We start from the raw sequence: 26,918 nt of genomic DNA on the forward strand, positions 1-26,918 counted from the left end.
TTGGAGGCAGAACAGATGAAAATTTTACTTACGGCGATTAACGCCAAATACATACATTCCAATCTTGCTGTGTATAATCTGCGTGCATATGCCGCACATTATGCGAAAGGCATGACGGCTTCAGACACGGTGGAGATCGGAGAATACACGATCAATAACCAGATGGAAGATATCTTAGAGGGAATTTATAAGGCAAAACCGGATGTTTTAATGTTTTCCTGCTATATCTGGAATATTGCTTATGTGGAGGAACTGGCAGAGGAATTTCACAAGCTGCGTCCGGAAGTGCCGATCTGGGTGGGAGGTCCTGAGGTATCCTACGAGACGGAGAGCTTTTTAAGATGCCATCCGCAGATTACCGGTGTGATGATCGGGGAAGGGGAAAAGACTTTCTGTGAACTGGCAGAGTATTATGCCGGAGAAAGCCGGAGAGACAAAGAAACGGAAGAAAAGCAGAGAATACAGGAAACACAGAGGACAGGAGAGAGTAAATGCACAAAGGAAAGATCGAAACTCGGAGAAATCACAGGGATCGCATACCAAAACGGGGATGAGATCATCTTTACCGCACCGAGGGAAATGCTCGATTTAAGTGACATCCCATTCTGCTATGACAAGGCAGGCGATTTTAAAAACCGTATCATTTATTATGAATCAAGTCGCGGATGTCCGTTTTCCTGCAGTTACTGCCTTTCCTCCGTGGAAAAGCAGCTTCGTTTCCGCAACACGGAACTTGTGAAGAAGGAACTGCAGTTTTTTATTGACCGGGAAGTTCCACAGGTAAAATTTGTGGACAGGACATTCAACTGCAATCATGCGCATGCGATGGAGATCTGGTCTTACATCAAAGAACATGATAATGGGATCACCAACTTTCATTTTGAAATTTCGGCAGATCTGTTAAAGGAGGAAGAACTTGCCCTGATCGGTACCATGCGGCCGGGACTGATCCAGTTAGAGATCGGTGTGCAGTCGACAAATGGGGTAACGATCAAAGAAATCCACCGTACCATGCAGCTTGAACGGTTAAAGGAAGTTGTGAGAGAGGTTCAGAAACATGAGAACATCCATGAACATTTAGATCTGATCGCAGGACTTCCATTTGAAGATTATGATACATTTGCAAAATCTTTTGACGAGATTTATGAACTTCGTCCGAACCAGCTGCAGCTTGGCTTCTTAAAGGTGTTAAAGGGCTCCTATATGTATGAGCATGCGAAAGAATATGAGATCACATACCACAGCAGACCGCCTTATGAGGTGCTTAAAACAAAATGGCTGCCTTATGATGATGTATTAAAGATACGCCAGGTGGAAGAAATGCTTGAAGTGTATTATAACAGCGGGCAGTTTGAAGTTACAATGAAAGTACTCGGAGTTCTGTTTAAAAGTGCTTTTTTCCTGTTTCAGGATCTTGGGAAATTTTATGAGAAAAAAGGCTACTTTGGCATGAGCCATGCGAGAATCCGGCGTTCGGAAATTTTGCTTGAGTTCGTGGAAGAAACATTTTCTGCTGACACGGAGAAGGAAAATCTACAGGAAGTGCAAAATCTTTGTGAGATTTCTGATATTATAAAAGAAAGCCTGATCTTTGATCTGTATTACCGGGAAAACTGCAAGAGCAGACCGGCATGGGCAAAAGATTTAAGCACATGGAAACAGGTGACGCGGATATACTGTAAAAATGGAAAGCAGTCCCATGTGGAGTGTTTTTCCTACCGGTTTCCGGATAAAGGAGAGCGTGTATTAAAAGAATTGCCAGAGCGTGCAGAAAAGCCATTATATGCACTGTTTGATTATACAGACAGGGATCCTTTAGATCATCAGGCAAAGGTAACATGGATCATGGAGGACGAAAATGCAGGATTATGTAGTAATTGATCTTGAAATGACAGGTCTGAATGTAAAGACCGATCATATTTTAGAAGTGGGGGCAGTCAAAGTCAGAAACCATCATGCCGTCGATCAGTTTGGTGCAATTTTACGTCAGAATATAAAGATACCGGAAAAAGTAACCGAACTTACCGGAATTACGGAGACGATGGTGCAGGAAGGTGCGGAAAAAGAAGATGCCATGAAGCAGTTTTTTGAATTTATCGGAGATGATATCATCGTTGGGCAGAATGTGATTTTTGACTACAGTTTTTTAAAACAGTGGGCAGTCAACCACAATATGCCGTTAGAGCGGAATGCGGTCGATACTTTAAAACTTGCACGGAAATTTTTGCCCAGAGAACAGAAAAAAGATCTGGAAAGTCTGTGTGCATATTTTGGGGTAAAAAGAGAAAATGCACATCGTGCATTTCATGACGCTTACGAAACGTGGCAGGTTTATGAGGCACTCAGGGAACGGTATGAGGAAGAACATGCCGAAGATTTTTTGCCGAAACCGCTTCTTTATAAGGTAAAAAAGCAGACACCGGCAACGGCACGGCAGATGAAATATTTAAGGGAATATGCAGCACATTATCAGATAAAACTGCCGGATGATCTTGCAGAGATGACAAGAAGTGAAGCATCAAGACTTACAGATCAGCTTATTGCCAGACATGGAAAGCTGCAGAGGAAAAAATCAGATTTTAACGGATGATTCCTCTGGGAGCATTGCAGTCAGTTTTTCTACGATCGAACGTTTCATCAGGGAGTCAAGCTGTTCTGCAGATGAAAGGAGTTTACGGATCTGTTCCGTATCACCGGAAGACTGGTAGATCTCAGCTAAAAGCAGATAGTTTTGGCTTAAATCAGAACCAATGCTGATGCCGTATTCTAAAATTGTGCGGGCTTCATTCGTATGACCGAGTTCTATAAGCTGCCCTGCATAGGCAGTGAGAGCCTGGCAAAGTGTGGTAAAATTCTGCTCGTAGTCAGTCAGGGCAGGGAGACTGGCAGTCCCATAGGCGATCTTTAGATCGGTATTGGTCTGCGTGCCCAGATTGACGATCTTTTGTCCGGAAAGAGCCTGCAGAGTTTTTTCATATTTTTTTAATAAATCATTTTCGTACATACCTATTGGAAATTTATCAAAAGGTATGGTAATATAGGGAAGTCCGCTTAAATCCTTTAAACGGGTGTTGTTTGCAATGGATTCTTTTTTCCAGAAACGGTCGGTGGCGCTCTCCTGAGAGCGGATGGAACGTTTGCGGAAAAATGTGAGCAGGCAGATAACTGCAATAAATAAACCTAAAAGTGGCATGTTAAATCCTTTCCGTGCCGTGTTTTTGAAATGGAGGTACATCGATATGTATGATTTCAGTAAAAAGAAAAATAAAAAAGTACTTGCAGCAGTTGTGATCATTCTGGTAGGAACAATGTTACTTACTACTGTACTTGCGGCACTGTTGTAATAAATCTGTTCATGTAAAATATACTAAAAACAGGGCAAACAGTCAAATATATTCGTGGTAATGCATCTTGAAAAAGAGGGCAGTTGTGATAAAATGAACAACAAAGATTCAGTAAAAGCAATAGTTTCAGAGGGAAAAGATGAAAAAAACAGGTAAGATATTAACAGCTCTGGGGTTAGCCATGGCATTTGGCTTCGTTATGAATCCGACGCAGGCAAAAGCGGAAGATACAGACCGTATCGCAGAGGGAGTTTATATTGGCAATATTGATGTTGGCGGCATGACAGAGCAGGAAGCTCTGAGTGCAGTGACTGATTATGTAAATAATGCAGGGGAAGCAGTATTTACACTGACTGCGGGAGAGCGCAGCACACAGGTGAAAGCATCGGATCTTGCACTTGAGTTTACCGATATGAACGTTGTTTCAGAGGCGATGGATGTCGGAAAGAGCGGTAATCTGATCAAAAGATATAAGGATAAAAAAGACCTTGAAAATGGCAATGTTGTCATTGATATGGTGTTGAACGTAGATCATGATACGGTTTCTGAGTTACTTGACGAGAAAGCGGATGAGCTTGATCAGAAAGCAGTAGACAACGGACTGGTACGTGAGAACGGTACGTTTAAGATCATTAAAGGATCACAGGGTGTTGAGGTCAATGTGGAAAAGTCGATCGCTGCGATTGAAAATTATGTCAGTGACGGCTGGGACGGACAGGGTGGAAGTATTGAACTGGCAGCGGAGATCGTGGAACCTAAGGGAAGTGAAGAAGAGCTTTCTAAGGTAAAAGACCTGCTTGGTGGATTCAATACGAATTACAGTTCTTCCACTCAGAACCGCTGTGATAATATTGCAACAGCAGCTGATAAGATCAACGGAACTGTTCTGTATCCGGGAGAAGAGTTTTCTGTATACGAGACGATCGGACCGTTAGATGCAGCAAATGGTTATGAATTAGCAGGAGCCTATGAGAACGGGCAGACGGTGCAGTCATATGGCGGTGGTGTCTGCCAGGTTTCAACGACTTTATATAATGCAGTTATATTAGCGGAGCTTGAAGTTACGGAGCGTTCAAACCATTCTATGATCGTTACCTATGTAAAGCCATCTATGGATGCTGCGATCGCAGGTGATTATAAGGATTTAAAATTCGTAAATAATCAGGATGTACCGATCTATATTGAAGGATATACTTCAGGGAAAAATGTTTATTTCAATATATACGGGGAAGAGACAAGACCTGCAAACCGCAAGGTAACATATGAGAGTGAAGTTGTGTCGGAGCAGGATCCGGGTACACAGTTTGTGGCAACCGGAGATCCGGTAGGAACGATGAGTGTATCACAGGGAAAACATGTCGGATATGTGGCACAGCTTTGGAAAGTTGTTACGGTAGACGGTGTGGAAGAAAGCCGCGAAGTATTTAATAAGAGTACTTACAAAGCATCACCGAAGATCGTCAATGTTGGAACCGCGTCAGAAGATCCGAATGCATCAGCGACGATCGGCGCTGCATTAGCGACCGGTGACGAGGGGACTATCTATGCCGCAGTGGCTCAGTTTACGGCAGCGGTATCGACTACACAGGAACAACCGGCTGAAAACCAGTCTGCAGAGGAGCAGGCAATCGTCGGAGACGGACAGGTGGATGTCAGCGGAGATAACGGCGGAAATGGTCAGTAATTTATTATAAGAAACAAAAAGAGGCTGCCTCGTAAGAGACAGCCTATAACTATAAACAGGAATGGAGTTTGCGATGAAGATTGGAAAAGTACCGGAGAATGTGCTCAAACGCTCCGTATTTAAACAGATACATACCAAAAGACCGGAGGTTGTCTTAGGCGCCGGTGTGGGAGAGGACTGCGCGGCGGTCAAGCTGGCAGAGGATGAGACACTTGTGATGTCAACAGATCCGATCACAGGAACGGCACAGGATATCGGTACGCTTGCGATCCAGATCACAGCAAATGATCTTGCCAGTGCGGGAGCAGAGCCTGTCGGTGTGCTGCTTACGGTCTTACTTCCGCCAGAGGTTGAGGAACCGGAGTTAAGAGAGATGATGCAGCAGGTAGAGGCAGCATGTGCGAAAGCAGGTGTGCAGGTCATGGGCGGTCATACGGAGATCACTGCAGTTGTAAACCAGCCGGTCATTTCCGTATGTGGTGTTGGAAAAGTAAAAGACGGATGTGTGATCTCTACCGGCGGGGCAAAACCGGGAATGGATATCCTTGTGACAAAATGGATCGGGATCGAGGGAACATCCATCATTGCAAAGGAAAAAGAAAAAGAACTGTTAACGAGATTTTCTGCACCATTTGTTGAAAATGCAAAAAAACTGGATGTATATTTATCCGTACTTTCAGAGGCTGCAGTCGCCGTTCGGTCTGGCGTTAGTGCTATGCATGACGTCACAGAGGGCGGTATCTTTGGTGCACTCTGGGAAATGGCAGAAGCATCTGGCGTCGGACTTGAAATCGATTTAAAAAAGATTCCCGTTCGTCAGGAAACAATCGAGATCTGTGAATTTTTCGGAATCAACCCATATGAACTGATCTCAAGCGGTTCTATGCTGATGGCAGCAGCCGATGGCAATCTGCTGGTAAATGAACTGAAAAAAGCAGGAATACCGGCAACAATTATCGGAAAAGCAACAGCCGGAAATGACAGAGTTTTATTAAATGAGGATGAGAGACGGTTTTTAGAACCGCCTAAGACGGACGAATTATATAAGGTAGTATCATAACAATAGATTGTGCATTTAGCGGGAAAATCTATTGTCAGAAATTAAGATAGTGCTCAAAAGAGTACAAATTATGGAGGATATCATGCGCGAAAAGATTTTAACGTTTATAGAGAAGAACAGCAGAATAGATTTAAAGGAACTGGCAATTATTTTAGGCGTGGATGAGGCTGCCGTGGTAAATGAGCTTCAAAAGATGGAAGAAGAGCATATCATCTGCGGATATCATACCCTGATCGACTGGGATAAGGCAGGCATTGAAAAGGTAACTGCCTTAATCGAAGTGCGTGTCACACCACAGCGTGGAATGGGATTTGACAAGGTGGCAGAGCGTATCTACAACTATCCGGAAGTAAATTCTGTTTATCTGATCTCAGGCGGTTTTGATTTTATGGTAACGATCGAGGGAAAAACACTGCGTGAGGTTTCACAGTTTGTCTCCGATAAACTTTCACCGCTTGACTCTGTTTTAAGCACAAAGACGAACTTTATTCTGAAAAAATATAAAGACCACGGAACCGTTATGGCAGAACCGGCAAAAGATGAAAGGATAGAGATGTAATATGAGAGATCCGTTAAATAAAACAATCACAACGATTCAGCCGTCCGGGATCCGTAAGTTTTTTGATGTAGTGCATGAGATGAAGGACGCTATCTCCCTTGGTGTCGGTGAACCGGATTTTGATACGCCGTGGCATATCCGCGACGAGGGTATCTATTCCCTGGAAAAAGGAAAAACACATTATACCTCAAATGCAGGTTTAAAAGATTTAAAGATTGAAATCGACCGCTATTTAAACAGACATTACGGAGTGTCTTATGACGTGGATCATGAGATCATGGTTACGATCGGGGGCAGTGAGGCGATCGATGCGGCTATGCGTGCCATGTTAGATCCGGGAGATGAGGTTTTGATCCCACAGCCAAGCTATGTATCTTATGTGCCTTGTGCCATTTTAGCAGGTGCAGTGCCGGTCATCATTGAGTTAAAGGCAGAAAATGAGTTCCGTCTGACACCGGAGGAATTAGAGGCTGCGATCACGCCGAAGACAAAACTTTTAGTGCTTCCGTTCCCAAACAATCCGACCGGTGCGGTCATGGAAAGATCCGATCTTGAGAAAATTGCGGAAGTGATCAAAAAACACGATATTTTTGTGCTGAGTGATGAGATATATTCCGAGCTTACTTATCTTGAAAAACATGTAACGATCGCATCTTTACCTGGCATGTGGGAGCGGACGATCGTGATCAATGGATTTTCAAAATCACATGCCATGACAGGCTGGCGTCTCGGATATGCATGCGGACCGCGTGTGATCATCGGGCAGATGTTAAAGATCCATCAGTTTGCGATCATGTGTGCACCGTCTACGAGCCAGTATGCAGGTGTTGAGGCTCTCAAAAACGGAGATGAAGATGTGGCACAGATGAGAGAGGAGTATAATGGCAGACGCCGTTATCTGCTTCATCGTTTTAAAGAAATGGGACTTTCCTGTTTCGAGCCATTTGGTGCATTTTATGTATTTCCATGCATCAGTGAGTTTGGCATGACATCCGAGCAGTTTGCAACAAAGCTTTTAAATACAGAGAAGCTTGCAGTCGTTCCTGGAACTGCATTTGGTGACTGCGGAGAGGGATATATCCGCATTTCCTATGCATATTCACTGGAGAATCTGAAAGAGGCAATGAATCGCATGGAAGCATTTATTCAGGGACTGAGAAAACAGAGTGAAAAATAGGCTGCTATTCACATTGTTGTCTGTTTCTACGCAGAAATAAGGAGTATTATGGCAAAGTTAAATATTGTATTATACGAGCCGGAGATTCCGGCAAATACAGGAAATATCGGAAGAACCTGTGTTGCAACAGGGACAAGACTCCATCTGATCGAGCCGCTGGGATTCCATCTTGACGAAAAGTCAATAAAACGTGCCGGAATGGATTACTGGAGTGAACTTGATGTGACGACTTACGTGAACTGGGATGATTTCTGTGAGAAAAATCCGGGTGCAAAGATTTATATGGCAACGACCAAAGGACGTCATGTTTACACAGAGGTTTCTTACGAACCGGACTGCTATATTATGTTTGGAAAAGAGAGCGCAGGGATTCCGGAGGAGATTTTAAAAGCAAATCCGGATACCTGTGTGCGGATTCCGATGATCGGGGAGACACGTTCACTGAACCTGTCAAATTCCGTTGCGATCGTGCTCTATGAGGCACTCAGACAGAATCAGTTTGACCATATGAAGCTGCAGGGCGAACTGCACAGACTGCGCTGGGACGACTGATACGGGAAGGATAAAAACAGATGGGAATTATTAAGGCAAAACAGCTTGTGCATGAGTATATCAGACGTGATGAAGAGGGAAATGTAGAGTCGATCCAGACTGCCTTAGATCACGTGGATCTGGATGTGAAGCAGGGAGATTTTATTGCGATTTTAGGGCATAACGGTTCCGGTAAATCTACGCTTGCGAAGCATATCAATGCACTGTTAGCCCCGTCCGAGGGAAGTCTCTTTGTGGACGGCATGGATGTTTCAAAAGAAGAAAATGTCATTCCGGTGCGAAAAACCGCCGGAATGGTTTTCCAGAATCCTGACAACCAGATCATTGCGAGCGTAGTAGAGGAGGATGTCGGATTCGGACCGGAAAATATCGGTGTGCCGACAGATGAGATCTGGCAGCGTGTGGAGGAGAGCCTAAAGGCGGTCGGCATGTTAAAATACCGCCATCATTCACCGAATAAGCTCTCCGGTGGACAGAAACAGCGTGTTGCGATCGCAGGCGTTGTTGCGATGGAGCCAAAATGTATCGTGTTAGATGAGCCGACGGCGATGCTTGATCCGAACGGAAGAGCAGATGTCATCCGTACTGCACATGAACTTAATGAGAAAAAGGGTGTCACGATCATTCTGATCACACATTATATGGAAGAGGTAGTCGGTGCTGATAAGGTGATCGTAATGGATAAGGGAAAAGTTGTCATGCAGGGAACTCCGCGTGAGATTTTTTCACAGGTCGGAAAACTCAAAGAATACAGGCTTGATGTACCGCAGGTTACGATCCTTGCGGACTTGCTCAGACAGTCTGGACTCGATATTCCGCTTGGCGTGCTGACGAGGGAAGAACTGGTCGGACATATCCTTAGGATTGCACAGATTGACTAAGAAATGAGGATGAACATGTCAATTATTTTAGATAAAGTGAATTATGTATACAGCGAGGGAACTGCGTATCAGATTCAGGCGTTAAAGGATGTGAATTTAAAGATCGAGGATGGACAGTTTATCGGTGTGATCGGGCATACCGGTTCCGGTAAATCAACTCTGATCCAGCATCTGAACGGACTGATGAAAGCCACATCCGGAACGATATATTTTCATGGTCAGGATATTTATGAAGATGATTTTGATCTGCGTGAGCTAAGAAACCGTGTTGGTCTGGTATTCCAGTATCCGGAGCATCAGTTGTTTGAGACAACCATTTTTGATGATGTGTGTTTTGGACCGAAAAATCAGGGATTATCAAAAGAAGAGGCAGGACTTAGGGCATTTGAGGCTCTGCGAAGTGTCGGACTGCCGGAAGAACTGTATTACCAGTCTCCGTTTGATCTTTCCGGTGGACAGAAACGTCGTGTTGCGATCGCGGGCGTGCTTGCGATGAAGCCGGAAGTACTGATCCTAGATGAGCCGACAGCAGGACTTGATCCGGCAGGACGTGATGAAATTTTAGATCTTGTGGAGCGGATGCACAGGGAGCGGGGCATTACGGTTATTCTGGTATCACACAGCATGGAGGATGTCGCAAAATATGTGGAGCGGATTATCGTAATGAATCATGGAAGCGTGATGTTTGATGGCGCGCCGAAAGAAGTGTTCCGCCATTATAAGGAGCTTGAATCAGTTGGTCTTGCGGCACCGCAGGTGACTTACCTGATGCATGAACTGAAGGAAAAAGGTCTGAATGTTGATACAGATGCCACGACAGTAGCAGAGGCGAGAGCGTGTCTGCTTGAGGCGCTGACCGGAATTGATTCCGGAAAAACAGACTTTCATATGTAACGGTTCGGAGGAAGAAGATGTTAAGAGATATTACACTGGGCCAGTATTATCCGGCGGATTCCGTCATTCATAAACTGGACCCGCGCGTAAAACTGTTTGCTACATTTATTTATATTATTTCATTGTTTTGTTTTAAAGGGATTGCGGCATTACTTGTTGCGACTGTATTTTTGGTCTTCTGCATTAAGTCATCGAAGGTTCCGTTTAAGTTTATGGTAAAGGGGTTAAAGGCAATCGTGGTGCTGATGCTGATCACGGCGGCTTTTAATCTTTTCCTGACACCGGGTACACCGATCGTGAGTTTCTGGATCTTTAAAATCACAGCAGAAGGTGCGCAGAATGCGATTCTGATGGCGATCCGGCTGACTTACCTGATTCTTGGTACTTCGATCATGACACTTACAACAACGCCAAACCAGCTTACGGATGGTCTGGAAAAATCATTGATGCCTTTGACAAAAATCGGTGTTCCGGTACATGCGATCGCAATGATGATGTCGATCGCACTTCGTTTTATTCCAATCCTCATCGAGGAGACGGACAAGATCATGAAAGCACAGATGGCAAGAGGTGCTGATTTTGAGAGCGGCAATCTGCTACAGAGAGTGAAAAATATGATTCCTCTTTTAGTACCGTTGTTTGTTTCTGCGTTCCGCCGCGCCGATGACCTTGCGATGGCGATGGAGGCACGCTGCTATAATGGCGGTGAGGGCAGAACCAAGATGAAACCGCTGCGTTATGCGGGTGTGGATCATAAGGCATATGTGCTTGTGATCGGATATTTTGTGGTTATTCTGTTGTGCAGATTCTTTTTACCGTTTCCGCAGTAAATTTTGTTGCATGAAGCTGCAAAATATAAGCAGCTTTGTGCCACAGAAACAAATAGATAGTTATGGAAGCAGACACGGCAGGCTGTTTAGAAATGGGGACAGGATCAGTATGCGTATAAAAATGGTTGTGGCGTATGACGGCACAAATTACAAAGGATGGCAGGTGCAGCCGAACGGCATCACGATAGAGGAAGTGTTAAATAAAAATCTCTCGAAACTTTTGGGGGAAGAGATCGTGGTGAGCGGTGCAAGCCGGACGGATTCCGGGGTACACTCACTTGGAAATATTGCGGTGTTTGATACGAACACGAGGATGCCGGCAGATAAGATCGCATTTGCCCTGAATCAGAGACTGCCGGAGGATATTGTGGTGCAGGGATCATGCAAAGTGGAGGATGGCTGGCATCCACGTTATCAGAACAGCAGAAAGACTTACGAATACCGCATCTTAAACAGGACATTCCGTATGCCTACAAGACGGCTGGATACTTATTTTTATCATTATCCGCTGGATGTGGAAAAAATGAAAAAGGCGGCATCTTATCTAGTGGGCGAGCATGATTTTAAGAGTTTCTGTGCGATCGGTGCACAGGTAAAAACGACGGTGCGTACCATTTATGCCTGTGATGTGGAAAAAGATGGGGATATCATTACGATCCGTGTGACCGGGAATGGTTTCCTTTATAATATGGTACGGATCATTGCAGGGACGTTAGTGCAGGTTGGCGGTGGCGCGGTTGCACCGGATGAAGTGGGAGAGATCCTTGCAAAAAAAGACCGCAGTGCGGCAGGACCTACGGCACCGGCACATGGACTTACGATGATGGGGATCGAGTTTGAGTAAGCAGGATAACGGAATATTTTAAAATACGGCTGAAGTCAGTCAGCTTAGAGAAGGCTCACCTAATTCTTCTAAGAGGGCATTGGCATCGATCACGGACAGCTTTTTTTCTATGGCAAAAATGAGGATAGAGTCACGTTTGCTTTTAGAATAGAGCTGTCCGTTTTTTGTGAGCGTGAGAGCACGCTGCGTTTCCAAAAGATCGAGCTTTAGCGCAAGGCAGAGAGAAATAACCTTATCACGGGAGGGACTTCGTCTGCCGTCTAAGATCTGGTAGCCGTAATTGCGCTGTATCTGGGCTGCGGCGATCAGATTTGCAGCGGTTATATTGTGGGCTATCATCTGTTCGTTCAGATATTCCGGAAAAGTCGAGACGGCTGCCATTTCCGGAAGTGTATCGGTATATTGTTTTAATTCAGCCGTATTTTTGGTGGCAGTGAGAAGTTTCATTAATTCGTCTGTCGTTTGCTGTTTCATAAGGTCTCCTTGAATTGTTGTCCAAAAAATAATAAAATACATTTATATGATTATACAGATGTCATCAGGCAAAAAGAGTAAGGTTGTTTTACTGTCCGACATCTATCATAGCGTGTTATACAGATGAATGCAAGAAACTGGTGGAAAGTCATATGCTGCTTGAGGAAGAATACCGTCTGTCGGAATATGTGGATCTTGGCAGGCTGAATGAGAATGAAAAAGTACATATCGTAAGGAATAAAGTAAATGGTGTCATTGGTGTAAGAAAGTATGTTGCACCGGATTTGAAGGAGATTTATCTTTTTTTAAAGAAAAATCCGAATCCATATATACCGGAAATTTATGAATGTATACAGACAGAGACGAATCTGATCGTGATCGAGGAATATTTAAGCGGAAAAAATCTGGAAGAAATGCTGCGGGAAAAATTTTTTTCGGAGAGGGAAGCAGCAGAGGTCATAATCTGTCTGTGCAGGGCACTTCATCCTTTACATAATGCGAAAATGCCGGTCATATGCAGAGATCTGAAAGCAGAGAATGTGATCATCACCAATGAGGGAGAAGTAAAGCTGATTGATTTTGATATTGCAAGGATTTACCAGCCGGGCAAGTCAAAAGATACCGTTATGATGGGAACGGAAGGCTATGCAGCACCGGAGCAGTTCGGATTCGGGCAGACAGATGCGAGAACTGATATTTATGCGATGGGTGTACTGCTTAATTATATGCTCATGCGTTGTTTTCCTCTGGAAAGGATAACGGAGGGGCGTTTAAAACCGGTGGTATTAAAATGCATCAATTTAAATCCAAAAGACAGGTATCAGAATGTGGATGAACTTGAAACTGCTGTAAGCGGTGCAGTGAGTGCGTCTTACAATATGGAAAATGTGAGTATTCATAAGCCGCCTTTTTATAAAATACCCGGTTTTCGATCTGGAAAACTGTGGAAAATGATCGTTTCTGTTTTGGGGTATGCATTTGTTACATATTTCTTCTGGTCGTTAGAATTGAGTGGTAGTAAGGGGCAGCCGCTCGCGGCTAAAGAGCTTACACTGGAACGTTTTGTACTCTGGCTGTCACAGATCGTATTTATATTTTTTGTCTGCGACTATATGGGGATACGGAGAAATATACCGGTTGTAAACAGCAAAAAACGGATCATAAGACTGATCGGTTATGTGGCTGCGGAATTTATTTTTATTTTTGCGGCAGCTGTGATATGTGTAACCTTAGAAGCGATATTATTTTAAAGGAACAGAGAAAATGTATGCACAGAGCATACCAAAAACGAAATAAATATGGTTAAGATGAGAGAAGCATAAGACAGAAGCTGTTTTACGCTTCTTTCTTTTTATCCTGTTGAGACAGATATTCCTTTAATATCATATTGATGTATTGGGAAAAAGAACGGTCATCCTGTTCTGCGAGGAGTTTTAACTGTTCGATAACATCTGAATCAAGTGTAATGCTTACTTTATTTTTTAATGGTTTCATAGATAACCTCATTTCTTCTTTTATATTTTATATATACGATAAATGGTTGACATATACCACTAAGTAGGATAAAGTAGCATAAAGTAGGATGATATAAAACACAGGAGGAAAATCATGCACAGCTTGCTGGGCATTGCTCCATGCAAGAGGCACATGCTATGGAAGCTATAAAGCTGCTTGCATAGCAGACATTTTGCTCCGCAAAACATAGGAGTAAAATACTCTGCTCCTGCAAAGGCAGTCGCATTTTGCTCCGCAAAACATAGGAGGAAAATCCTCTGCTCCTGCAAAGGCAGTCGCATTTTGCTCCGCAAAACACAGGAGGATTTGAAATGGAAAAGGGAACAAAGGTATGTAAGTATTGCAAGACGGAGATACCAAAAGACGCGAAGGTATGCCCGAACTGCAGAAAGAAACAGGGTGGCATCGGTAAATGGATCGTGATCGCTGTGATCGTGGTTGCACTTATTGCAGCAATTTCGGGTGGTGGAGAGGATAAACCGAAAAAAGTGGAGAATGATCCGGTGCAGAATACTACGGATAATAAGACAGATACAGAAAAAAATATGACAGAAGATACATCTGCCGGACAGGAGAATAGCGAGAAAGATATATTTGGCATTGGCGAAACCGCGGAAATGAATGATGTACAGGTTACAATGGTCAACTATACGCAGAATAGTGGATCAGAGTATAATAAACCATCGGATGGAAATGAGTTTGTTCTGGTAGAGTTTGAGATTGCCAATAATTCTGATTCTGAAATAAATATAAGCAGTATGGCAAGTTTTGAAGCGTATGCGGATGATTACGCATTAAACTATTCACTGAACGCTCTTTTGGAGAAAAACGATGCAAATCAATTAGATGGAACCATTGCAGCAGGGAAAAAAATGAATGGTGTAATAGGATATGAGGTTCCGGCAGACTGGAAAACAATAGAAATTCATTTTAAGGATAATGTCTGGAGCAGTAATAAATTTAAGTTTGAAATCATAAAATAGGCAGGAAAAAGTTTACAGTAAGGCAAAAAAAACTTGACACACAAGGCGTCGTGTACTATACTATTTAAGTCTGTGATAGTGAAGTAATGTCAATCCAAAGCCCCGGAGCGACATTTAAGCTATAAACAATTTATTGAATACCAAGCGGTGTGTCCTGGACATTCACATTGCAGCGGTGTTCCGTAACATTATTTCTAGGAGGAAGATCAATGAAAACTTTTATGGCTAGCCCAGCTACCATTGATAGAAAATGGTATGTAGTTGACGCTGAAGGTATGACATTAGGACGTTTAGCATCTGAAGTTGCTAAAGTATTAAGAGGAAAGAATAAAGCAATCTTTACACCGCACATCGACACAGGTGATTATGTAATCGTTGTTAACGCTGAGAAGATTAAAGTAACTGGTAAGAAATTAGACCAGAAAATCTACTACAATCACTCTGATTATGTAGGTGGTATGAAAGAAACTACCTTAAAAGAAATGTTAGCAAAACATCCGGAAAGAGTTATTGAGCACGCAGTAAAAGGCATGCTTCCAAAAGGACCTTTAGGAAGAGAGATGTATACAAAATTATTCGTATACGTTGGACCGGATCACAAGCATGCAGCTCAGAAACCTGAAGCTTTAACATTTTAATTAGGAGGGAAAAACAGTGGCTAATACAAAGTATTACGGAACAGGAAGAAGAAAATCATCTGTTGCCAGAGTATATTTAGTACCAGGTACAGGTAAAGTTACCATCAATAAAAGAGATATGGATGAGTATTTCGGGTTAGAGACATTAAAGGTTGTTGTTCGTCAGCCTTTAACAGCTACCGAGACAGCTGATAAATTCGACGTTTTAGTAAACGTTCGTGGTGGTGGATACACAGGACAGGCAGGAGCTATCCGTCATGGTATCGCTCGTGCGTTATTAAATGTAGACGCTGACTACAGACCAGTATTAAAGAAAGCAGGATTCTTAACACGTGATCCTCGTATGAAAGAGCGTAAGAAATACGGTCTCAAAGCAGCTCGTCGCGCTCCGCAGTTCTCAAAGAGATAATTCAAGAACAAAAATCAGTCCCACAGATTCAGGGTATTCCTTGGATTTGTGGGATTTTTCTTTTTGTCCGTTTTTATGAATTTTTGTCTGTTAGTAACAAGTTAGAAACAAATTAGTAACACTGAATCAGGTGTCTTGTGCAAGACTTTTGTTGTCTTGTGCAAGACATTTTCTGATTTCCAGTTTTGTCTTGCAATGAACTGTTCTTCCATCCTTGAAGATGACATCATATCCATCATGTGTGTTGCCTTTGATTGTCAGAATCTTTTCCCTGGACTTTTCTGCAAGCTGCATATTATCATCATTGATTGGATTCTTGTGCGTCCCACAAAGTTTTGATTTCCTTCTTGCTGAATGGTTTTCTGTCAAATGAATTTGGGTTTCCTGGCTTGCTAATGTCCACATATTTGACTATACAGGAACAAGTGCAAGATGCGGATATTGTGTTAACCGCTTCGCAAATTGCATACAGGGAATTGGAAAGGAGACAGACTAAGGAACTTGATGAAAAGCGGTCAGAACTTCAATCGGTAAAACAAGAGCTGGAAAGCATGACAGATAAAGCAAATAAAGCAGTAGAATTGCTTGATACGATCAATGCTTTTGTATCATCATTCAGATTATTTGCACCGACAATAGAAGAATATGCCAATCAGGTTGAATCGGATAAGACGATTGAAGCAGGTAATTCATTTAGAGGAATACTTAGTGAATTAGGCAAACTGCTGGAGAATTCCAAGGAGCTGATAAAAGAAGGAATCTGCTGGTTTCAAAGGCTTATGAGGTGGAAAACTTCTAAGGGTGAAGTGGCTCCGGTATTCATAGAGAAAAGCAATGGATATTCATAATCGGTGTATGGATATATGAATGTGGAGACTAGGGAATATTACAGCAAAGAGACAATTCAGTGGGAAATTAAGGCTGGTAACCGGACAGGGACAGTAGAGCAGATGGATGCTAATGTTGTGGCTATGGCTAGGGATTTGCAGAAAATATTGAGGATTGGAACGGAGCAGAAGAGGTTGTGGGAGGCGTATGATGGGGAGATAAAATTTATGATAGAACTTGTGTTCGACTTATGACGGTGATATAATATAAAAGAGTCAAACACAAGTTCCGTTGCTATTATTCAATATATCGAATATAATATAAAAAGTTAAGTTAAGAGGTATATAGGATAGCAATTTAGGCAATGAAAAATGTACATTTAGCAAAGAATAATACAAATATTGTGTTTTGAAAATAGAATAGATGTAGTATTTACATTTGATGGTAATTGGACAATATCAGATAATAAGAAATATAAAAAGGAGATATGAAATGTTTGAAAAACTTATAAATCAAATAAAAGAACTTTCTACAATAGATTTCAAGGAAGCAACTGAGAAAATAAGAAAATATATTGATGAAATATCAGAGGAAGATTTCAAAGAAATCGTAAAGCAGATAGGTACTATTCCTGAAAATATTGAACATGATTCTACAGAAGAAAAATTATATTCAAAGGCTTCGGATATAGTTTTAGCAAGATGTTTTAGATTGTTAGGGTTGGCATCGAGGGCTTTGGATGAAAGAGCAGATAGTGCTGATATATTGGCAGAAAGTATTTCGGGATATAAATATAGCTTAGTTGCTGATGCAAAATGTTTTAGATTGAGTAGAACAGCAAAGAATCAGAAAGATTTTAAAGTGAGTAACTTGAGTGATTGGCGTGGTTCTGAGAATGAATATGCTGTTTTAGTAGCACCATATTTTCAATACCCACAATCTACTAGTCAAATATATTCAAAAGCTCTCGAAAATAATGTATGTTTGTTGTCTTGGGAACATATATCTATTTTACTTGAAAAAAATGTAAAAGAGACAGAATCATTATCTTTGGAATCATTATGGAATGCCTCCCAAATGATAGCAAGAGATAAATCATTAAGTTTTGCTAATGCTAAATGTTGTTTTTTACCTAAAATGGATGTTTATGTTGCAAAGAAAATAGGTTTGCCAGAAGCGCAATATAGAAGTATGTTAAATGATTATAAAAGATTAATTACATATAGGGGGAAAACAGAAATATCATATTGGAATGGTTGCATAGAGGAAATAAAGAAATTTACCAAAGAAAAAGCAATAGAAGAATTAATTAAAGCAAAGAAATTACAGGAAAAAATAAATGCTATTTCACAGTATATAGATAAATTGAACAGGTAGGTGAATATTGATGGGCAGAGTTGAATTGGGAGATTCAATACAATTAATAAAGAGTGTGGATACAGAATCTGTGCATTTGATATTGTCTGATATTCCATATGGAATTAATTACGATAAATGGGATGTTTTACATAATAATACAAATAGTGCACTGTTAGGGAAAAGCCCAGCTCAAGAAAAAAGTGGGACAATTTTTAAAACTAGAGGCAAACCATTAAATGGATGGGCTCAATCAGATAAGAATATTCCGATTGAATATTATCAATGGTGCTCATCATGGGCGGAAGATTGGTTGAGAGTATTGAAACCAGGTGCAAGTTGCTTCATATTTGCAGGACGGAGAATGGCTCATAGATGTATTTGCGCAATGGAAGATGCAGGTTTTATTTTTAAAGATATGATTGCGTGGGAGAAAGACTCGGCGGCATACAGAGCACAGAGAATTAGTTGTGTTTTTGATAGAAGAAATGATGAACAGAATAGTTTGGCATGGGAAGGGTGGAAAATAGGAAATCTTCGTCCATTATTCGAACCAATACTGTGGTTCATGAAGCCCTATCCGCAGGGAACTACTTTGACAGATAACATAACTAAATATGAAGTTGGCGCATTTAATGAAAATAAGTTAAAAGAATTAACTACTCTGAATGAAGGTATTGAAGTATGCTCTAATATCTTAAAAGTAAAAACTCAAAAAACTGATAGAGGATTACATCCGACACAAAAAGCAGTGGAATTAATGGAAATACTTATTTCATTAGTTACTAAAGAAGGACAGACAGTGTTAGATCCGTTTTGCGGATGTGGTACAACATTAGTCGCAGCAAAAAGATTAAAAAGGGAGTATATCGGTTTTGAGATAAATGAGGAATATTACAACAATATCTTATTAAGGATGGATGATAATGAATAAAATACAGGTTGGTTTTTCCACACCATTAAATGATGGAGATACAGAAAATACTACTTTAGGATGCAGGTATACAAATCCTGATATTTGCTGAAGTAATGGTATAGTTGGAATATGTGCTTTTGAATCTGAAGATGGTATATGTAAAAAACATTGCGTGCATGGAGAAGAAAGTATAATCAATTAGCTAACGATGAGAAGAGAACAGAATTGTAATATAATAAAATTATTTTTGTGGCAAAAGGGATGAAAAAATGCAATTATCTGATTTTATACGAAAATTCCGTAATCACCCATTGTTATTTGTAGGTACAGGAATGAGTCTAAGATATTTGGGAAATTCATATTCTTGGGACGATTTGCTGAAAAAAATTTGCTTTGAATTAAAAGGTAATAATGAATATTATCATATGTATTTGATGAATGTATTCATAAGAAAAGCGGACTCAATGAAAGACCTAAATACTATAATAGAATAAAGAGGGGATTTAAGTATTTTGATAGTATGTTGATTTGTGTATATCCTAATTATATTAGTGGATGTTTTCATAGGAGAAAAGCATTGTTAGAATATTTAATTGGTCAGAAATATGTAGATTTGTTGTTTGAGCAACTTGATTAGATATAAATATTAAGTGGTAAATAATTGAGAGCGATTGTGTATATTGGATGAATAGTTCTTGGAATCTGTGGGCAGTGTTACGCATACAACAGATATGTAGCTCTACCATAAAGTCACACTCGATTTTTACCCCATTTTATGGCATAATATGTCGAAAAAGATTAAGAAATTCTTGATTTTATGCCAAAAATATTGTTTTTTGCGATAGAGATATTATAATAAATATGCAATCTGACACAGAATACAAAAGAAGGGGAGAAATACAGGATGACAAGTACACAATATATAAGAGCAAACCAGAAAGTATACAATGTCGTGATGGCGCAGCTGATCGTAATGACATTTTTATCAGTAGCGGCATGTCTGACTGGATTTAAGATTACAGTGGCGATTCAGGCAGTGGCAACAGTTGTGGGGATCATAGTTGTGAATACTTATGCGAAGAAGTTCTGGGATGTAAAAAGAGGCGGAGAGATTCTGCTTGGAACAGCAACAGCAGTCTATTTTATTTTCCTTGTATTTAATCATACAAATTTCGTATATGCGTATGCGATGCCGCTTCTGGCAGCAAGTACCATTTATTTAAATGTACGGTTTTTATATATAGGAGGAACGATCGCAGTTGTTGGAAATGTGATCCATATTATTGCACAGATTATCCGTGGAACCGCAGATTCGAGTGAACTTATTTTTGGAATGATCGTGCTTGGCATATTGATCTATGCAGTGCGTGAGACATCGCTTCTTCTTACAAAATTTAATGAAGAGAATCTGGAGGTGCAGGCTGCAGCATCCGAAAAGATGCTGGTTACAGCGGAAAATCTGGTGAAACATTTTGATTCTGCGAAAGAAAAATTAGAGACATTAGAGGAAGTGATCAATAATAACAATGAATCTATTTCCAATATTGCCCAGAGCACGGGAAGTACTGCGGAGGCAATCCAGCAGCAGGCATTGATGTGTGAGGAAATCCATAAGAATACGGACAGTGCAGAAAAAGAAACCGAAGCGATGATTGATAAGGCAAATCATACGATGGAGAATGTGGCAGAGGGTGCGAGACTGGTAACAGGATTAAAAAATCAGGCTGACAATGTGGAGCAGGCAAGTAACCATGCGGCAGAGTCCGCCAAACAGGTCAGCAACCGTGTGGAGGAAGTAAAAGGAATTGTTGCGACTATCTTAAGTATCTCCAGCCAGACTAATCTTCTTGCATTGAATGCTTCTATTGAGGCAGCAAGAGCAGGTGAGGCAGGAAAAGGGTTTGCAGTCGTTGCGGAAGAAATCCGTCAGTTATCGGAGCAGACGAAAGATGCAACGAACCGGATTACGGATATTATTCAGGACCTGAATGAAGATGCACAGCATGCGATGGATAGTATGGAACATTCTGCGGATTCAATCCGTGAACAGAACGAACTGATTGAGACAACAAAGAATAAATTTGAGACCATCAATGACGAAATGCAGTCACTGGCAAGTGCAATCGGAGAGATCGAGGGAAGTATGCAGTCCATTTTAAACAGTACAGACACAATTTCCCAGAGTATATCGAATCTCTCTGCAACTGGTGAAGAAATAGCTGCTTCTTCCACAGAAGGACTTCAGACAGCAGAACATGCGGTAGAGGCAATGAAACAGACCAAAGAGATTATTGACGCTACTTATCTGCTGGCGCGGGATTTAGAGACTTATGCAGAATAGATCAGACAGAAAATAACAGTGGGAGGCTGAAAAGTCAGATAGAAATAAGTTACTGTGTGAACAATAACAAAAATGCAGGGATCAGGAATAGAATGAATATTGCATATTGTGAAGATGAAAAGATCCAGTTAGAATATGTGGAACAACTGATCAGAAAATGGGCAGATGAAAGGAAAAGCATTGCTATATATTTTGGCTATGGCAGTGCAAATGAGCTGTTATTTGAGCATCCGGACAGCTTTCCTTTCGATCTGCTCTTTTTGGATCTTGATATGGACGGCATGGATGGCATGGCGCTTGCAAAGGAGATACGGAAATGGGATAAAAATCTCCCTATCGTATTTTTGACGAACCGCAGTGAGTATGTGTTTGAAGGGTATGAGGTCGGGGCGTTGCGTTACCTGTTAAAACCGGTGGAAGAATCTAAGTTTTTTTCGCTGTTAGATGATATTTCTTCTGCACTTGGAAAAGAAAAGCATTATCTGATTGAAAATGTGGATGGGGAAACTGTAAAAATTCCAATTGATACCATTTACAGTGTGGAAGCAAAGGGACATTATATCTGTGTGCATACAAGTGCCAGAGATTATGAGTACAAAAAGAATTTTTCTGAGATTGCGGAGGAACTGACAAACAGTCAGTTGGGGCAGGAAAAAGAATTTATCAGTACGCACCGGAGTTTTCTGGTCAGCCTTGCGGCAGTGGAGCGTGTGCTGCGCACGGAGTGCATTCTTTCGGATGGCAGCAGTGTGCCGGTGAGCCGCAATGCTTATAAGAGTGTGAATGAGGCGTTTATCCGCTATTATATGAAAAGTATCCACTCGCATGAAAATTAGATTTTTGGAATGAGGAAAAATGAGAATACCCCTGATTACAAAATATCTGGAAGAAAAGAATATGGAGTACCAGAATGCCCTGCTCGAAAAACAGGTGCAGGAGATACAGAATATCTATCTTACCATGCGCGGCTGGCGTCACGATTACCACAATCATTTACAGGCGATGAAAGCGTATGTGAAGATGGGGCAGTATGACAGGTTAGAGGAATATTTAGGATTGTTGGAGCAGGATTTAGATCACGTCAACCAGCTGATCGAGACTGGAAATGTCAATTTAGATGCCATTTTAAATTCCAAAATATCCCTGGCACAGAAAAATGGAATTGATATTGATTATCAGGCAAAATGTCCGGAAATACTAGCCGTCAGTGATATCGACCTGTGTGCCCTGATCGGGAATCTGCTTGATAATGCAGTGGAGTCCTGTGAAAAACTGACCACAGAAAGACCGTTTATAAGACTTTATATCGGAGTACTCAAAAAACAGCTATATATTTCGGTGTCAAATGCAACAAATGAGACAGTGCGGAAAATGGATTCCGAGTATATCAGCAAAAAGCGGGGAAATCACGGACATGGACTAAAGAGGATCAATCTTGTGGTTGAAAAATATGGCGGCTATATTAACCGGCAGAATGAGCCGGGAGTGTTTGTGACGGAGATCATGCTGCCGCTGTAAAAGTTTCTGAAAAAAATTGGTTTGTATATGGACGATACCATTGGTGCACGGAAGATGACCTTCCGTGCACTTTTTGTGCCTGAGAAAAAAATACTGATAGAGTATAGGTACAGAAGTGATACAGCGTACAGATGTACCAAAATCACGAAAGTATCAGGGAAAATAGTGGAGATAGATCATTATGAAACTCATCCAGAACACAGAGTTGTTGTGAGAGACAGACCAATTTATAAGAAGGTGCTGGGGAGCCGTCGGTACTTAGCGACCGTATTCTGGTCGCTTAGTATCCGCTACGAGCGACACGCAGCGCAAGCGTGCCTTCGTTAAATTGGTCTGCCTCTCACAACATCCACAACCTGAATCAGAGTTTCAAAATGATCGAGCCACCACCACCCCAAACGAGAGGAGCCACAACATCATGAACCAACCGAAAAAATACACCGCCTTAGCAAGCCAGCATTACATCCTCAGCGAACTATGGCACTACAACAGGTCCACTATCTTTTTTGCCCTTGCAGAGATCATTGCTGAGATTGGCAAAGGCTTTGGCACAATTTTGATTCCATCCATGATCGTAGCATTCTTAGAGCAGTACACAAAAGGTATGATCACCGCAGCAGCTCTGCCTACAGCAATGGCAAAACTTGTGACATTTTTTGTCGGATACAGTATCTGGTGTATGATCACCGGATATCTGAAGCGGAGAAATCAGTTCCAGTACGTTAAATTCCGCTGCGGCAGAATGACCGAACGCTGCTATCAGAAATTTATGTCACTTGATTATGTACAGTGTGAGGATGAAAAAGTCCAGCAGCTTTTAAAGAAAGCAGGAGAGGCAGTCAGCGGAAATTATAGAGGTGTCGAGGGCGTCTTGCATTGTGATGTCGAGCTCTTAAAGGAAGCCGGTGCATTGATCCTGTATGCATCCTTAATCACCGGCGTGTCGGCATGGCTGGTTGTGCTTTTAGTCACAATTTCACTGATCCAGATCTTAAGTTATAAACTGGCAAATAATTATGAATTAAAGCACCGTGATGCAAAGGCAGAACTTACGGTAACACAGGATTATATCGACCGTCAGGCATATACCGTGGAAAACGGAAAAGATGTAAGGCTTTACCAGATGAAAGAATGGCTGAGTGGTCATTACCGGGCTGCAAACAAGAAATACCAGACATTGCTTGCAAAAGAAAAAGCCTGTTATTTTGCGGATGATCTGTTTGGACTGCTGCTGCAGCTTGGCAGGGATGTGATCTGTTACGGTTATCTGATCGGGCAGCTGATGCAGGGAATGTCCGTGGCACGTTTTGTGCTTTATATCGGAATTGTCAGTGGATTTTCCACTTATTTTTCGGAACTGACCATGAAGATCAGCCAGATATCAGCCTGTTTAAAACCGGTTGGACAGATGCAGGAATTTACAGAGCTGGAGAATATATATCACCATGGTGAGGGAGTCCGGTTAGAGGATGAGCTGGCGGCAGTAGAGGTTGAATTTTCACATGTCAGTTTTTCTTATCCGGGAACTGATTATAAGATATTAGATGATGTGAGTTTTCATATGAAAAAAGGCGGAAAGATGGCATTGGTCGGCATTAACGGCGCCGGAAAATCAACGATTGTCAAACTGTTATGCGGTTTTTATATGCCGGATGAGGGACATATTTACATCAACGGAACGGATCTTGCCACGATGGATCTTGATGCGTGGTACCGGTCACTTGCAGCAGTCTTTCAGGACGCATTTACCTATTCGTTTTCCATTGCGGACAACGTTTCATGCAGTGTGGGAGAGGACTATGATGAGGAAAAATGCAGGGAGGCATTAAAGGATGCCGGATTGTGGGAGAAGATTCAGAAACTGCCGCAGAAAGAAGAAACATTTATCGGAAAAGAGGTAAGTGAAGATGGAATCCATCTTTCCGGCGGGGAGACACAGAAGCTGATGCTTGCGCGTGCACTCTACAAAGGATGTGCACTTTTACTACTGGATGAGCCGACCGCAGCGTTGGATGCGATCGCAGAAAATGAGATGTATGAAAAATACAATGAAATGCTGATGGGAAAAACGGCGCTTTTTATTTCCCACCGTCTGGCGTCGACGCGGTTCTGTGACCATATCCTGTTTCTGGAAAACGGAAAGATCACGGAGGAAGGAACCCATGAGGAATTGATGAACAAGGGTGGCGGGTACGCCGAAATGTTCCTGGTGCAGAGCAAATATTACAAAGAGGAAGGGGCACAGTCACATGAAGAAGATATGGCATGAATTTACAAGTTTTATAAAGATGATCAGTAAAGGGAAAAAAGATGTGGCTGTTGTCATGGCGGCAGGCGGATTTATGAAAGCGTCCATTCCGTTTCTGGTATTTTATTTTTCGGCACAGATTTTAAACCATGCGATTGAAGGAGATTATGAGGCATGTGTGAAAAGTGTGGCGGTACTTTTACTGTCACAGTTTGTATGTGAGCTGGTGAACCGGTTCTGCCAGAAACGGATAGAAGTACTCGGAGAAAGCTGCCAGCAGATCGTAAGGCAGCAGATGGCAGACAAAGCATTTGAACTGCAGTATGAAAAATTTGAAAAACAGGAGACGATAGATTCTTTAAGGCGTGCAAAACTTACGGCAGGGGGAAGTGGGGATATTAAAGAGCAGATAGACACCTGTTATCAGATCTTTGTACAGTTTTTTTCCATGTGTTATTCGGTCGTATTTTTCCTGCTGCTGATACTGAAAATCGATGGCGGACAGAAAAAAACATTTTTTGTTTCCTATGGATCAACGCTGCTTTTGATTGTCTTATATGCAGTTATCGCAGCATGTAATCTGTATCTTGGAAAACTGCTTACTGCAAAACAGTATGAATTTATACATGCAAATGACCATAATAACGCATTAGGCAGTTATTTAGGCGGAATCATGACAGATGAAAAAAACAGCAAAGATATCAGACTTTATGGTCTGTCAGGACTTTTTCTGGGAAAATACCGGCAGAAGATGGAAGGATTTAACATTTATTTACAGATGGGAAAATTAAATGGGAAATTCATAGGTTCGATCGAAGGTATCAATCAGTTCGCAGCAGGAGTCGCCTATCTGCTGGTAGGCATGAAAGCATTAAACGGAATGATCGATATCGGAAATGTTATTTTATATGCGGGTGTCATTTCACAGACCGTTAACTGTATCACGGAATTTGGGTCACAGGTCATTTCTTTTCAATTTTCAGCGGAATATTTAAGTGTTTTTGATGAATTTATACAAAGTCCGGCAATGGATTACGATGGTACACTGCCGATCGAAAAGCGGGATGACGGACAATATGAATTTGAATTTCATGATGTAAGTTTTGCTTACCCGGACTGTGGGACACAGGTGCTAAGCCATGTCAGCTTAAAATTTAACATTGGTGAGAAAATGGCACTGGTCGGAAAAAACGGTGCCGGGAAAACGACGTTAGTCAAACTGCTCTGCCGCCTTTATGAGCCGACGGAGGGCACGATCACCTTAAACGGCATTGATATCTGGAAATACAATTATGCGGAATACACAAGGGCATTTTCGGTTGTCTTTCAGGATTTTGCGATGTTTTCCCTGCCGGTCGGCGAAAATATCGCTGCAAGCAGCAAGGTGGATGAAGAGAGAGCATGGGAAGTGTTAGATCAGGTCGAACTCTCCGGACGTGTGAGAGCAATGAAAGACGGTTTAAAGACGCAGCTTTACAATAACAATGGTGCAGGAGTCGATATTTCCGGCGGTGAAGCACAGCGGCTTGCCATTGCACGTGCACTTTATAAAGACGCGCCGTTTGTGATCTTAGATGAGCCGACTGCCGCTTTAGATCCGATCGCTGAGGCACAGATTTATGAGAATTTTAATGAGATGGTAAAAAATAAGACTGCTATTTATATTTCCCATCGCATGAGCAGCTGTAAATTCTGTGACCGGATCGTTGTGTTAGATGCCGGAGGTATCGCTGAGATTGGAACGCATGATACACTTTTGGCAGGAAATGGAATCTACGCAGAGCTTTACCGGACGCAGGCGCAGTATTACGCTTAAAAAATCTTAATATTTGCTTAAAATCCCTTATAAACTATATTCAAAAGGAAA

General features: G+C 41.7%; 28 protein-coding genes. 24 read left to right on the forward strand and 4 right to left on the reverse strand.

What is annotated here, in order from left to right; genetic code table 11:
- The first annotated feature begins 15 nt into the window (after positions 1-15).
- Together DXA60_RS04850 and DXA60_RS04855 are read left to right on the forward strand one after the other, a co-directional pair.
- Positions 16-1,881, forward strand: a complete 1,866-nt coding sequence (locus DXA60_RS04850; protein WP_117920000.1) for a B12-binding domain-containing radical SAM protein — start codon at positions 16-18, stop codon at positions 1,879-1,881.
- Positions 1,859-2,590: a 3'-5' exonuclease gene (locus tag DXA60_RS04855; protein WP_117920002.1), complete on the forward strand. Its 732-nt coding sequence runs from the start codon at positions 1,859-1,861 to the stop codon at positions 2,588-2,590. Before DXA60_RS04850 ends, DXA60_RS04855 begins: the two co-directional genes overlap by 23 nt.
- Here DXA60_RS04855 and DXA60_RS04860 read toward each other — a convergent pair.
- Entirely contained in the window at positions 2,573-3,193 is a 621-nt protein-coding gene (locus DXA60_RS04860; protein WP_117920004.1) for a tetratricopeptide repeat protein, read from the reverse strand. The genes DXA60_RS04855 and DXA60_RS04860 overlap by 18 nt on opposite strands.
- 290 nt (positions 3,194-3,483) lie before the next feature.
- Between DXA60_RS04860 and DXA60_RS04865 the strand changes: the two genes are divergently transcribed.
- The 9 genes from DXA60_RS04865 (at position 3,484) to truA (ending at position 11,825) form a co-directional block, all read left to right on the forward strand.
- Positions 3,484-5,028 carry a VanW family protein gene (locus tag DXA60_RS04865; RefSeq protein WP_117920006.1) on the forward strand — a complete coding sequence of 515 codons (1,545 nt, stop codon included), beginning with the start codon at positions 3,484-3,486 and terminating at the stop codon, positions 5,026-5,028.
- Between the two features lie 73 nt (positions 5,029-5,101).
- Positions 5,102-6,088: an AIR synthase family protein gene (locus DXA60_RS04870; RefSeq protein WP_186899344.1), complete on the forward strand. Its 987-nt coding sequence runs from the start codon at positions 5,102-5,104 to the stop codon at positions 6,086-6,088.
- Between the two features lie 82 nt (positions 6,089-6,170).
- Entirely contained in the window at positions 6,171-6,647 is a 477-nt protein-coding gene (locus DXA60_RS04875; protein ID WP_117920010.1) for an Lrp/AsnC family transcriptional regulator, read from the forward strand.
- 1 nt (position 6,648) lies between these two features.
- A complete protein-coding gene (locus tag DXA60_RS04880) occupies positions 6,649-7,824 on the forward strand; it encodes a pyridoxal phosphate-dependent aminotransferase (protein WP_117920012.1) in 1,176 nt (391 codons plus the stop codon).
- Positions 7,825-7,872: 48 nt separating this feature from the next.
- Positions 7,873-8,376, forward strand: coding sequence for a tRNA (cytidine(34)-2'-O)-methyltransferase (locus tag DXA60_RS04885; RefSeq protein ID WP_015522173.1), 504 nt, complete (start codon positions 7,873-7,875; stop codon positions 8,374-8,376).
- Between the two features lie 20 nt (positions 8,377-8,396).
- Entirely contained in the window at positions 8,397-9,257 is an 861-nt protein-coding gene (locus tag DXA60_RS04890) for an energy-coupling factor transporter ATPase (protein ID WP_117920014.1), read from the forward strand.
- Between the two features lie 15 nt (positions 9,258-9,272).
- On the forward strand, positions 9,273-10,151 hold the full coding sequence (locus DXA60_RS04895) for an energy-coupling factor transporter ATPase (protein WP_199536185.1): 879 nt from the start codon (positions 9,273-9,275) through the stop codon (positions 10,149-10,151).
- A gap of 17 nt (positions 10,152-10,168) precedes the next feature.
- On the forward strand, positions 10,169-10,981 hold the full coding sequence (locus DXA60_RS04900) for an energy-coupling factor transporter transmembrane component T family protein (RefSeq protein ID WP_117920018.1): 813 nt from the start codon (positions 10,169-10,171) through the stop codon (positions 10,979-10,981).
- A gap of 109 nt (positions 10,982-11,090) precedes the next feature.
- A complete protein-coding gene (truA, locus tag DXA60_RS04905) occupies positions 11,091-11,825 on the forward strand; it encodes a tRNA pseudouridine(38-40) synthase TruA (RefSeq protein WP_117920118.1) in 735 nt (244 codons plus the stop codon).
- Between the two features lie 39 nt (positions 11,826-11,864).
- On the opposite strand, the gene DXA60_RS04910 is transcribed toward truA, so the two are convergent.
- The gene (locus tag DXA60_RS04910) at positions 11,865-12,299 is read right to left on the reverse strand and encodes an XRE family transcriptional regulator (protein WP_117920021.1); all 435 of its coding nucleotides are present in this window, start codon (positions 12,297-12,299) and stop codon (positions 11,865-11,867) included.
- 83 nt (positions 12,300-12,382) lie between these two features.
- Here DXA60_RS04910 and DXA60_RS04915 point away from each other — a divergent pair, with 83 nt between their 5' ends.
- On the forward strand, positions 12,383-13,549 hold the full coding sequence (locus tag DXA60_RS04915) for a serine/threonine-protein kinase (RefSeq protein ID WP_243006760.1): 1,167 nt from the start codon (positions 12,383-12,385) through the stop codon (positions 13,547-13,549).
- 85 nt (positions 13,550-13,634) lie between these two features.
- On the opposite strand, the gene DXA60_RS04920 is transcribed toward DXA60_RS04915, so the two are convergent.
- Positions 13,635-13,805: a ribbon-helix-helix domain-containing protein gene (locus DXA60_RS04920; protein ID WP_117920022.1), complete on the reverse strand. Its 171-nt coding sequence runs from the start codon at positions 13,803-13,805 to the stop codon at positions 13,635-13,637.
- 320 nt (positions 13,806-14,125) lie between these two features.
- Between DXA60_RS04920 and DXA60_RS04925 the strand changes: the two genes are divergently transcribed.
- From DXA60_RS04925 to rpsI, 3 genes are all read left to right on the forward strand, one after another.
- Positions 14,126-14,797, forward strand: coding sequence for a DUF4352 domain-containing protein (locus DXA60_RS04925; RefSeq protein WP_117920024.1), 672 nt, complete (start codon positions 14,126-14,128; stop codon positions 14,795-14,797).
- A 209-nt stretch (positions 14,798-15,006) separates the two neighbouring features.
- Entirely contained in the window at positions 15,007-15,435 is a 429-nt protein-coding gene (rplM, locus tag DXA60_RS04930; protein WP_117920026.1) for a 50S ribosomal protein L13, read from the forward strand.
- Positions 15,436-15,451: 16 nt separating this feature from the next.
- Entirely contained in the window at positions 15,452-15,844 is a 393-nt protein-coding gene (gene rpsI / locus DXA60_RS04935; protein WP_117920028.1) for a 30S ribosomal protein S9, read from the forward strand.
- A 126-nt stretch (positions 15,845-15,970) separates the two neighbouring features.
- On the opposite strand, the gene DXA60_RS04940 is transcribed toward rpsI, so the two are convergent.
- Positions 15,971-16,213, reverse strand: coding sequence for a hypothetical protein (locus DXA60_RS04940; RefSeq protein WP_117920030.1), 243 nt, complete (start codon positions 16,211-16,213; stop codon positions 15,971-15,973).
- Between the two features lie 182 nt (positions 16,214-16,395).
- Here DXA60_RS04940 and DXA60_RS19105 point away from each other — a divergent pair, with 182 nt between their 5' ends.
- The 9 genes from DXA60_RS19105 (at position 16,396) to DXA60_RS04990 (ending at position 26,867) form a co-directional block, all read left to right on the forward strand.
- Positions 16,396-16,692 (forward strand): hypothetical protein, encoded by a 297-nt coding sequence (locus tag DXA60_RS19105; protein WP_241070881.1) that lies wholly within the window; start codon positions 16,396-16,398, stop codon positions 16,690-16,692.
- A gap of 21 nt (positions 16,693-16,713) precedes the next feature.
- Positions 16,714-16,926 carry a hypothetical protein gene (locus DXA60_RS19110; RefSeq protein WP_243006761.1) on the forward strand — a complete coding sequence of 71 codons (213 nt, stop codon included), beginning with the start codon at positions 16,714-16,716 and terminating at the stop codon, positions 16,924-16,926.
- 238 nt (positions 16,927-17,164) lie between these two features.
- Positions 17,165-18,049 carry a HindIII family type II restriction endonuclease gene (locus DXA60_RS04950; RefSeq protein WP_117920032.1) on the forward strand — a complete coding sequence of 295 codons (885 nt, stop codon included), beginning with the start codon at positions 17,165-17,167 and terminating at the stop codon, positions 18,047-18,049.
- Between the two features lie 10 nt (positions 18,050-18,059).
- Entirely contained in the window at positions 18,060-18,962 is a 903-nt protein-coding gene (locus DXA60_RS04955) for a DNA-methyltransferase (RefSeq protein ID WP_117920034.1), read from the forward strand.
- Between the two features lie 886 nt (positions 18,963-19,848).
- Entirely contained in the window at positions 19,849-21,285 is a 1,437-nt protein-coding gene (locus tag DXA60_RS04970) for a methyl-accepting chemotaxis protein (protein ID WP_117920038.1), read from the forward strand.
- Between the two features lie 92 nt (positions 21,286-21,377).
- Positions 21,378-22,121 carry a LytR/AlgR family response regulator transcription factor gene (locus DXA60_RS04975; RefSeq protein WP_117920040.1) on the forward strand — a complete coding sequence of 248 codons (744 nt, stop codon included), beginning with the start codon at positions 21,378-21,380 and terminating at the stop codon, positions 22,119-22,121.
- 19 nt (positions 22,122-22,140) lie between these two features.
- On the forward strand, positions 22,141-22,803 hold the full coding sequence (locus DXA60_RS04980; protein ID WP_117920042.1) for a sensor histidine kinase: 663 nt from the start codon (positions 22,141-22,143) through the stop codon (positions 22,801-22,803).
- Positions 22,804-23,221: 418 nt separating this feature from the next.
- Entirely contained in the window at positions 23,222-25,072 is a 1,851-nt protein-coding gene (locus DXA60_RS04985; protein ID WP_117920044.1) for an ABC transporter ATP-binding protein, read from the forward strand.
- A complete protein-coding gene (locus DXA60_RS04990; protein WP_117920046.1) occupies positions 25,053-26,867 on the forward strand; it encodes an ABC transporter ATP-binding protein in 1,815 nt (604 codons plus the stop codon). Before DXA60_RS04985 ends, DXA60_RS04990 begins: the two co-directional genes overlap by 20 nt.
- Positions 26,868-26,918 lie beyond the last annotated feature (51 nt).

The organism is Roseburia sp. OF03-24 (assembly GCF_003463035.1).
GTDB lineage: Bacteria > Bacillota > Clostridia > Lachnospirales > Lachnospiraceae > Roseburia > Roseburia rectibacter.

Excerpts from the sequence above, each read along its gene's own strand:
- DXA60_RS04955 (WP_117920034.1), top strand. The coding sequence starts at position 18,060 with ATGGGCAGAGTTGAATTGGGAGATTCAATACAATTAATAAAGAGTGTG.
- DXA60_RS04925 (WP_117920024.1), top strand. The coding sequence starts at position 14,126 with ATGGAAAAGGGAACAAAGGTATGTAAGTATTGCAAGACGGAGATACCA.
- DXA60_RS04865 (WP_117920006.1), top strand. The coding sequence starts at position 3,484 with ATGAAAAAAACAGGTAAGATATTAACAGCTCTGGGGTTAGCCATGGCA.
- DXA60_RS04860 (WP_117920004.1), bottom strand. The coding sequence starts at position 3,193 with ATGCCACTTTTAGGTTTATTTATTGCAGTTATCTGCCTGCTCACATTT.
- DXA60_RS04990 (WP_117920046.1), top strand. The coding sequence starts at position 25,053 with ATGAAGAAGATATGGCATGAATTTACAAGTTTTATAAAGATGATCAGT.
- DXA60_RS04880 (WP_117920012.1), top strand. The coding sequence starts at position 6,649 with ATGAGAGATCCGTTAAATAAAACAATCACAACGATTCAGCCGTCCGGG.
- DXA60_RS04910 (WP_117920021.1), bottom strand. The coding sequence starts at position 12,299 with ATGAAACAGCAAACGACAGACGAATTAATGAAACTTCTCACTGCCACC.
- truA (WP_117920118.1), top strand. The coding sequence starts at position 11,091 with ATGCGTATAAAAATGGTTGTGGCGTATGACGGCACAAATTACAAAGGA.
- DXA60_RS04900 (WP_117920018.1), top strand. The coding sequence starts at position 10,169 with ATGTTAAGAGATATTACACTGGGCCAGTATTATCCGGCGGATTCCGTC.
- DXA60_RS04920 (WP_117920022.1), bottom strand. The coding sequence starts at position 13,805 with ATGAGGTTATCTATGAAACCATTAAAAAATAAAGTAAGCATTACACTT.
- DXA60_RS04875 (WP_117920010.1), top strand. The coding sequence starts at position 6,171 with ATGCGCGAAAAGATTTTAACGTTTATAGAGAAGAACAGCAGAATAGAT.
- DXA60_RS04950 (WP_117920032.1), top strand. The coding sequence starts at position 17,165 with ATGTTTGAAAAACTTATAAATCAAATAAAAGAACTTTCTACAATAGAT.
- DXA60_RS04885 (WP_015522173.1), top strand. The coding sequence starts at position 7,873 with ATGGCAAAGTTAAATATTGTATTATACGAGCCGGAGATTCCGGCAAAT.
- DXA60_RS04895 (WP_199536185.1), top strand. The coding sequence starts at position 9,273 with ATGTCAATTATTTTAGATAAAGTGAATTATGTATACAGCGAGGGAACT.
- DXA60_RS19105 (WP_241070881.1), top strand. The coding sequence starts at position 16,396 with ATGACAGATAAAGCAAATAAAGCAGTAGAATTGCTTGATACGATCAAT.
- DXA60_RS04850 (WP_117920000.1), top strand. The coding sequence starts at position 16 with ATGAAAATTTTACTTACGGCGATTAACGCCAAATACATACATTCCAAT.
- DXA60_RS04870 (WP_186899344.1), top strand. The coding sequence starts at position 5,102 with ATGAAGATTGGAAAAGTACCGGAGAATGTGCTCAAACGCTCCGTATTT.
- DXA60_RS04970 (WP_117920038.1), top strand. The coding sequence starts at position 19,849 with ATGACAAGTACACAATATATAAGAGCAAACCAGAAAGTATACAATGTC.
- DXA60_RS04890 (WP_117920014.1), top strand. The coding sequence starts at position 8,397 with ATGGGAATTATTAAGGCAAAACAGCTTGTGCATGAGTATATCAGACGT.
- DXA60_RS04975 (WP_117920040.1), top strand. The coding sequence starts at position 21,378 with ATGAATATTGCATATTGTGAAGATGAAAAGATCCAGTTAGAATATGTG.
- rplM (WP_117920026.1), top strand. The coding sequence starts at position 15,007 with ATGAAAACTTTTATGGCTAGCCCAGCTACCATTGATAGAAAATGGTAT.
- DXA60_RS04985 (WP_117920044.1), top strand. The coding sequence starts at position 23,222 with ATGAACCAACCGAAAAAATACACCGCCTTAGCAAGCCAGCATTACATC.
- DXA60_RS04980 (WP_117920042.1), top strand. The coding sequence starts at position 22,141 with ATGAGAATACCCCTGATTACAAAATATCTGGAAGAAAAGAATATGGAG.
- DXA60_RS04855 (WP_117920002.1), top strand. The coding sequence starts at position 1,859 with ATGCAGGATTATGTAGTAATTGATCTTGAAATGACAGGTCTGAATGTA.